Raw genomic sequence first — 6,097 nt, forward strand, 5'->3', positions numbered from 1 at the left:
CCCCCCCGCCGGTCCCTGCGCCACCGTCCCCTCGCGATCGGCCTCGCGGCCACGCTCCTCGTCGGGCTCGGGGCGGGCGCCGGTGTCGCCGCCGGCCGCCACGGCACCCCCGCGCCCGGCGAGGTCGACGTCGTGCTGCCCCTGGGGGACACCAACCCCCTCATCGCCAACGGCGTCGGCATCGGCGCGGGCACGGCGATCTACAAGTCGTCGGGGACGGGCCCCGCGGCCGCGAACCCCGAGGCGGAACCCGGCACCCCCGAGGCCTACGTCGACCTCGAGGCCCTGGGCGGGACGCTGCCCGAGGGCGTCACCCTCACGGAGGCGCAGGGGCTGAACGCGCTGCAGCGCATCGGCGCGAACCTCGCCGCGGTGGGCCTCGACTACGACGACGTCATCACGATGCGCGTGTTCCTCGACGGCGAGCCCGGGGCCGACGTCGCGGACTTCGCGGGCTGGAACCGCGCCTACCGCCAGTACTTCGCCAACGTCGACCTCGAGACCCTCGAGGCCGTCGACGTCCCGCTCGGCAGCGCCGCGCCCGCACCGCCGCTGCGGGAGAACGCCGTGCGGCCCTCGCGCTCGGCCCTCGAGGTCGCCTCGCTGCCCGTCAGCGGCTGGCTCGTCGAGATCGAGGTGGACGCCCTCTACCCGGAGCAGGCCCGCAAGCGCTGAACCCGCCACCGGTCCGGCCACCGCCCCGGTAGCGTCCGGGGCGGTGGCACGGTCGCCCGGACCGCGGCCGGGGCGGAGGCGGACGCGTGGAGGCGACGACGTCCGCGGTGGCCGTGGCCGCGGCCACCTCGACCGCGTCGGGGCTGGGCCTCGCCGTCGAGAGGGTCGTCCTCCTGCACGACGCGAACGCGCTGACGCTGCGCCTGCTGCCGTGCGACGTGGTGGCGCGGGTCGCTCCGGTGGCGCACGGGACCGCGGCGTTCCAGCTCGACGTCGCCGGGCAGCTCGCCGCGGTGGGCGCGCCCGTGGCCGCACCCGACCCGCGCGTCGAACCCCGCGTCCACACCCGCGACGGCCTCGACGTCACGTTCTGGACCCACCACGCCGCGGTCGCCGACGTGTCCCCCGCCGCCTGCGCCGACGCGCTGCAACGGCTGCACGCCGGGCTGCGGTCGGTGCGAGTGGCGGCCCCGCACGTCACGGACCGCCTCGACGAGGCGCGGAACCTCGTGGCCGACCGGACGCTGAGCCCGGAGCTGGGCGAGGCGGACCGCGACCTCCTGGCCGCCGTGCTCGACGCCGCCCGCCCCCTGCTCGGCGGGCTCGCCGGCCGGGAGCAGCTCCTGCACGGGGAGCCCCACCCCGGCAACGTCCTCGGCACGGCGGCCGGCCCCGTCGTCGTCGACTGGGAGACGTGCTGCCGCGGGCCGGTGGAGTTCGACCTCGCCCACGCCCCCGCGGAGGTCGCGGCCCACTACCCCGGGGCGGACCCGGAGCTGCTGCGGCGGTGCCGGACGCTCGCGCTCGCGCTGGCCACGACCTGGCGCTGGGACCGCCACGACACCTTCCCCGACGGCCGCCGGGCGGGCCGGACGGGGCTGGACCGCCTGCGGGAGACGACGGGCGGCGCCTGAGCGCCCGGTGGGCAGCGCCGCCTCAGGAGTGCGACGGCGCCGGTGGGACGTCGTCGAGCTCGAACGCCAGCGCGTCGGGGTAGCACCAGAACCACTCCTCGCCCGGTTCGAAGCTGCGGATGACCGGGTGCCGCGTGGCCGTGTGGTGGCCCGTCGCGTGCCGGCCGGGTGAGTTGTCGCAGCAGCCGACGTGGCCGCACCCCTGGCACATCCGCAGGTGCACCCACCGCCCGCCCGTGGCCAGGCACTCCTCGCAACCGTCGGTGCCGGGCGGGAGGGTCACGTCGATCGTCGCCAGGTGCGTGCAGTCCACGGGGGCTCCCTCGGTGCTGGGTGGGTGGGGTGGTGCGCGGCGTGCGGTCAGGGCAGGGACTGGGCGACGGGCAGCTCGACGGCGAACGTCGTGCCCGCCGGGCCGGTGGTGAACCCGATGCTCCCGTGGTGGCGGTCCTCGACGATGCGGCGCGAGCTGTCCAGCCCGAGACCCGAGCCGGCGCCCGGGCCCTTGGTGGTGAAGAAGGCCTCGAACACGCGGGGCCGGGCCTCGGGTGGGATCCCCGGGCCGTCGTCGGCGACCTCGACGCGGACCCGCTCGCCCGCGCGCGACGTGCGCAGCCGCAGCGTCCCCCTCCCGCCCATCGCGGCGGCCGCGTTGTCGAGGAGGTTGGTCCACACCTGGTTCAGCTCGGCGCCGTAGGCGCTCACGCGCGGCAGCGCGGGGTCGAACTCGCGCAGCACGGCGATGCCGCGGAGCTTGTGGCCCAGCATCCGCACGGTGCTGTCGAGCCCCGCGTGCAGGTCGACCTCCTGCACCGCCGAGGAGTCGAGGTAGCTGTACTCCTTCACCGCGGCGACCAGCGCGGAGATCGCCTCGGTCGCCGTCCCGATCTCGCGGGTCAGCGCGTCGGCCTCCACGGCCGCGGCCAGCCAGCCGAACGCCGCCGAGCACCCCGGCCCCGGGAGCCGCTCCAGCGCGCCCGCCACCCACCCGGCGTCGAGACCGGCGGCGACCAGCGTGACGGCGACCTCGGCGGCCCCGTCGACGCCCGCGTCCTCCAGCAGGTCGGTGACCTCGTCCTCGGCGTCCGCGCGTCCCAGCGCGCCCAGCGCCGGGGCCGCGCAGGCCTGCGCGACCGCGTCGGCGCGCACGGCCGACGCCCGCGCGAGGAACTCCTCGCCCACCCCCGCGCGCGCGAAGGCCGCGGCGGAGCCGGCCAGCGCGGCGAGCGGCACGGACAGCTGCGCCGCCGCGCGCACGGCCGCGGCCGCGGGGTTGTTCAGCTCGTGGGCCAGCCCCGCGGACAGGGTGCCGAGCCGGGCGAGGTGCTCGCGCTGGCGGATCGTGGCCTCGGAGTTGCGCATCCCCACGAACAACCCGTCGAGGAGGTGGACGGCCATCGGCATGCGCTCGCGGACGAACCGCGCGAACTGCGCGGCGGGCAGCAGGAACAGGCTCGACGTGGCGAGTGCGGTCATGCTGCTGCTGTAGGTGTGGTCGGTGTCGGCCACGACGAAGGCCCGGGTGGCTCCCGCGTAGGCGCCGCGCTGCGTCGTCGTGCTCAGCGGGACCTGCTGCCCCGCCACGGACTTCAGCAGGCACACCTCCCCGTCGAGCAGCAGGAAGAGGAACGCGGCGGGCTCGCCCTCGGCGAACACGACCGCCCCGGCGGCGTAGGTGCGCCGCTCACCGTGGCGGGAGAGCCACTCGAGGTCCTCCCCGGACAGGCCCTCGAACAGGAACAGCGAGCGCAGGACGTCGACCGGCACTCCTGGCCCCGGGGTCACAGGCCCTCCAGGTAGCGGTGGACGAAGCTCACGGCCAGCGCACCCTCGCCGACGGCCGAGGCGACGCGCTTGACGGACGCCGCCCGCGCGTCGCCCGCGACGAACACCCCGGGCACGCTGGACTCCAGCAGGTACGGGTCGCGCGCCGCGGTCCAGCCCGCGGGGGGCCGGCCGTCGGCGTCGAGCAGGTCGGGCCCCGTGCGCAGGAACCCCTTCTCGTCGCGCGCGAACGCCTCGCCGAGCCAGTCGGTGCGCGGGGCGGCCCCGATGAAGACGAACAGCCACTCCGCGGGGACCGTCTCGGTCGTGCCGGCCGCCTTGTCCAGCAGCGTCAGCCGCTCCAGGTGCCCGTCGCCGGAGGCCTCGACGATCTCGGTGCACAGCCGGACGCGGATGGTGCCCGCCGCCTCGATGCGCGCGACGAGGTACTCGCTCATGCTGCGCCGCAGCGAGTCCCCGCGCACCAGCAGCACCACCTCGGAGGCGAACTTCGCGAAGTGCAGCGCGGCCTGCCCCGCGGAGTTCGCGGCCCCGACGACGTGCACGACCTGGTCGCGGCAGTTCGCGGCCTCGTGCGCGCCGGCGCCCTGGTAGACGCCGCGGCCCGCGAAGTCCGCGAGGCCCGGCACGCCCAGCGCCGAGTAGGACACGCCGGTCGCGAGGACCACGGCGTGGCAGGCGACGCTCGAGCCGTCGGCCAGCGCGACGGTGCGCCCGTCGCCCGTGGCGCGGATCCCCGTGCACTCGGCAGTCGTGATGATCTCGACGCCGAACCGCGTCGCCTGGTCGCGGGCGCGCTGGGCGAGGTCGGCCCCGGACACGCCGCGGGGGAACCCCAGGTAGTTCTCGATCCGGCTGCTCTGCCCCGCCTGGCCCCCGGTGGCCGACCGCTCCACGAGCAGCGTCCGCAGCCCCTCGCTCGCGGCGTACACCGCGGCCCCCAGCCCCGCGGGCCCGCCGCCGACCACGACCACGTCGTAGAACGGCCCGCCCGCGGTGGTCGCGATCCCGAGGCGCTCGGCCAGGGCGCGCGGGCGGGCCGCGGGCAGCGTCGTGCCGTCGGGGAGGAAGGCGACCGGCAGGACCTCGGGCGTCCCGGCGAGACCCCCGATCGCCAGCAGGCGGTGCCCCTCGGCCGAGCGCAGGTCGACGTAGCGGTAGGGGATCCCGTTGCGGGCGAGGAACTCCTTGACGTCCTGCGTGTCCGCGGACCACTGGTGCCCGACGACCGCGAGGCCCGCGGCGGGCGCGCGCACGTGCGCGGCCCAGTCGGCCAGCAGCTCGTCCAGCGGCGGGTAGAGGCGCTCCTCCGGCGGGTCCCACGGCTTGAGCAGGTAGCGGTCGAGGTCGACGTCGTTGATGGCGCGGATCGCGGCGTCGGTGTCGGCGTAGGCCGTGAGCAGGACGCGCCTGGCGTCCGGGACGAGGTCCAGGGCCTTCTCGAGGAACTCCACGCCCGTCATGACCGGCATCCGGTGGTCCGCCATCACCACGGCGACCTGCTGGCCCCGCACGACCAGCTCCTGCAGCACCTCCAGGCCCTCGGGCCCCGAGTCCGCCCGGACGACGCGGTGGGTCCGCCCGTAGCGGCGGCGCAGGTCGCGGGCGACCGCGCGCGCCACGCCGGGGTCGTCGTCGACGGTGAGGATCACGGGCCGCGGGGCCTCGTCGGACGCGGGCGCGGGACGCGGCCGAGGTGCCTGACCGGGCAGCGGGGCGCCGGTGACGACGGACACGGCGACTCCTCGGTGTCGGGGCCGCAGGCGCGGACGACGTGACAGTAGCTCCCGCGCGCAGGCGGGGGAACCCGCCCGTCAGCGCGGCCCGGTGAAGCCCGGGGGGACCAGCACGGCCTCCTCCGCGCCCGTGCGCACGAGGTCGAGGATCGCCTCGGCCACCTCCTCGGCGGAGTGGGGCGCGAACCGCGGCCCCTGCCCGCTCGTGTCGGGGCGGCGGCCCCCGCGCAGCACGTCGTGGAACTCGGTCGCCGTGATGAACGGGTAGACCGTCGAGACGACGATGCCGTCGGCGGCCAGCTCGGCGCGCGCCACCTGCGAGAGCATGTTCAGCGCCGACTTCGTCGCCGCGTAGGCCCCCACCCCGGGCAGCACCATCCGCGACGTGCCCGAGCTGACGTTGACGACGCTCCCGCCGCCCTGCGCGCGCATCGCGGGCAGCACGGCCTGCAGCGCGGCCAGCGGGGCGACGACGTTGAGCTCGAGGACGGCGCGGAAGTCGTCGAGGTCCACCTCGGCCAGCGGCTGGTGCAGGCCCTGGCCGGCGTTGTTGACCAGCACGTCGAGGCGCCCGAACGCGGCCAGGCCCGCCTGCACGGCGGCGTCGAGCTGCGCGGCGTCGGTGACGTCGGCCTGCACGGCCAGCGCGGCGGGGAGCTCGGCGGCCAGGTCGGTGAGGCGGTCCAGGCGGCGCGCGGCCAGCACGACGCGCGCGCCGGCCGCCGCCGCGGCCCGGGCGGTGGCCGCCCCGATGCCGGAGGAGGCGCCGGTGACGAGGACGACGGAGCCGGTGAGGTCCACGGGAGTTCCCTTCGCGGTGGCCACCCGCGGGGGCGGCCTGGGGCAGGTCGCCCCGATCCTCGCCCGGCCGCCCCGGGCGCGCGCCCGCAGGGCCGTGCCTACGCTCGGCCGGTGCCCGCCCGCCGCCGCCACCGCCGCCCCCGGCCGGGGCCGGCGCCGGAGCGCGTCCACCTCGACGCCCTGGAC

6 protein-coding genes are annotated in these 6,097 nt (G+C 77.2%); 2 read left to right on the plus strand and 4 right to left on the minus strand.

The window, feature by feature from the left end:
- Window positions 1–15 precede the first annotated feature (15 nt).
- The gene (locus tag GTR02_RS18810; RefSeq protein WP_166609018.1) at window positions 16–675 is read left to right on the plus strand and encodes a Rid family hydrolase; all 660 of its coding nucleotides are present in this window, start codon (window positions 16–18) and stop codon (window positions 673–675) included.
- 86 nt (window positions 676–761) lie between these two features.
- Entirely contained in the window at window positions 762–1,589 is an 828-nt protein-coding gene (locus tag GTR02_RS18815) for a phosphotransferase (RefSeq protein ID WP_205709604.1), read from the plus strand.
- Between the two features lie 22 nt (window positions 1,590–1,611).
- On the opposite strand, the gene GTR02_RS18820 is transcribed toward GTR02_RS18815, so the two are convergent.
- From GTR02_RS18820 to GTR02_RS18835, 4 genes are all read right to left on the minus strand, one after another.
- Window positions 1,612–1,902 (minus strand): UBP-type zinc finger domain-containing protein, encoded by a 291-nt coding sequence (locus tag GTR02_RS18820; protein WP_166609015.1) that lies wholly within the window; start codon window positions 1,900–1,902, stop codon window positions 1,612–1,614.
- Between the two features lie 47 nt (window positions 1,903–1,949).
- Window positions 1,950–3,356 carry an ATP-binding protein gene (locus GTR02_RS18825; protein WP_166609016.1) on the minus strand — a complete coding sequence of 469 codons (1,407 nt, stop codon included), beginning with the start codon at window positions 3,354–3,356 and terminating at the stop codon, window positions 1,950–1,952.
- A gap of 14 nt (window positions 3,357–3,370) precedes the next feature.
- Window positions 3,371–5,086 (minus strand): FAD-dependent oxidoreductase, encoded by a 1,716-nt coding sequence (locus GTR02_RS18830; protein WP_166609020.1) that lies wholly within the window; start codon window positions 5,084–5,086, stop codon window positions 3,371–3,373.
- Window positions 5,087–5,188: 102 nt separating this feature from the next.
- Window positions 5,189–5,911, minus strand: a complete 723-nt coding sequence (locus GTR02_RS18835; RefSeq protein ID WP_166609017.1) for an SDR family NAD(P)-dependent oxidoreductase — start codon at window positions 5,909–5,911, stop codon at window positions 5,189–5,191.
- Window positions 5,912–6,097 lie beyond the last annotated feature (186 nt).

Origin of the sequence: Kineococcus siccus, from assembly GCF_009906795.1 — a bacterium.
Taxonomy (GTDB): domain Bacteria; phylum Actinomycetota; class Actinomycetes; order Actinomycetales; family Kineococcaceae; genus Kineococcus; species Kineococcus siccus.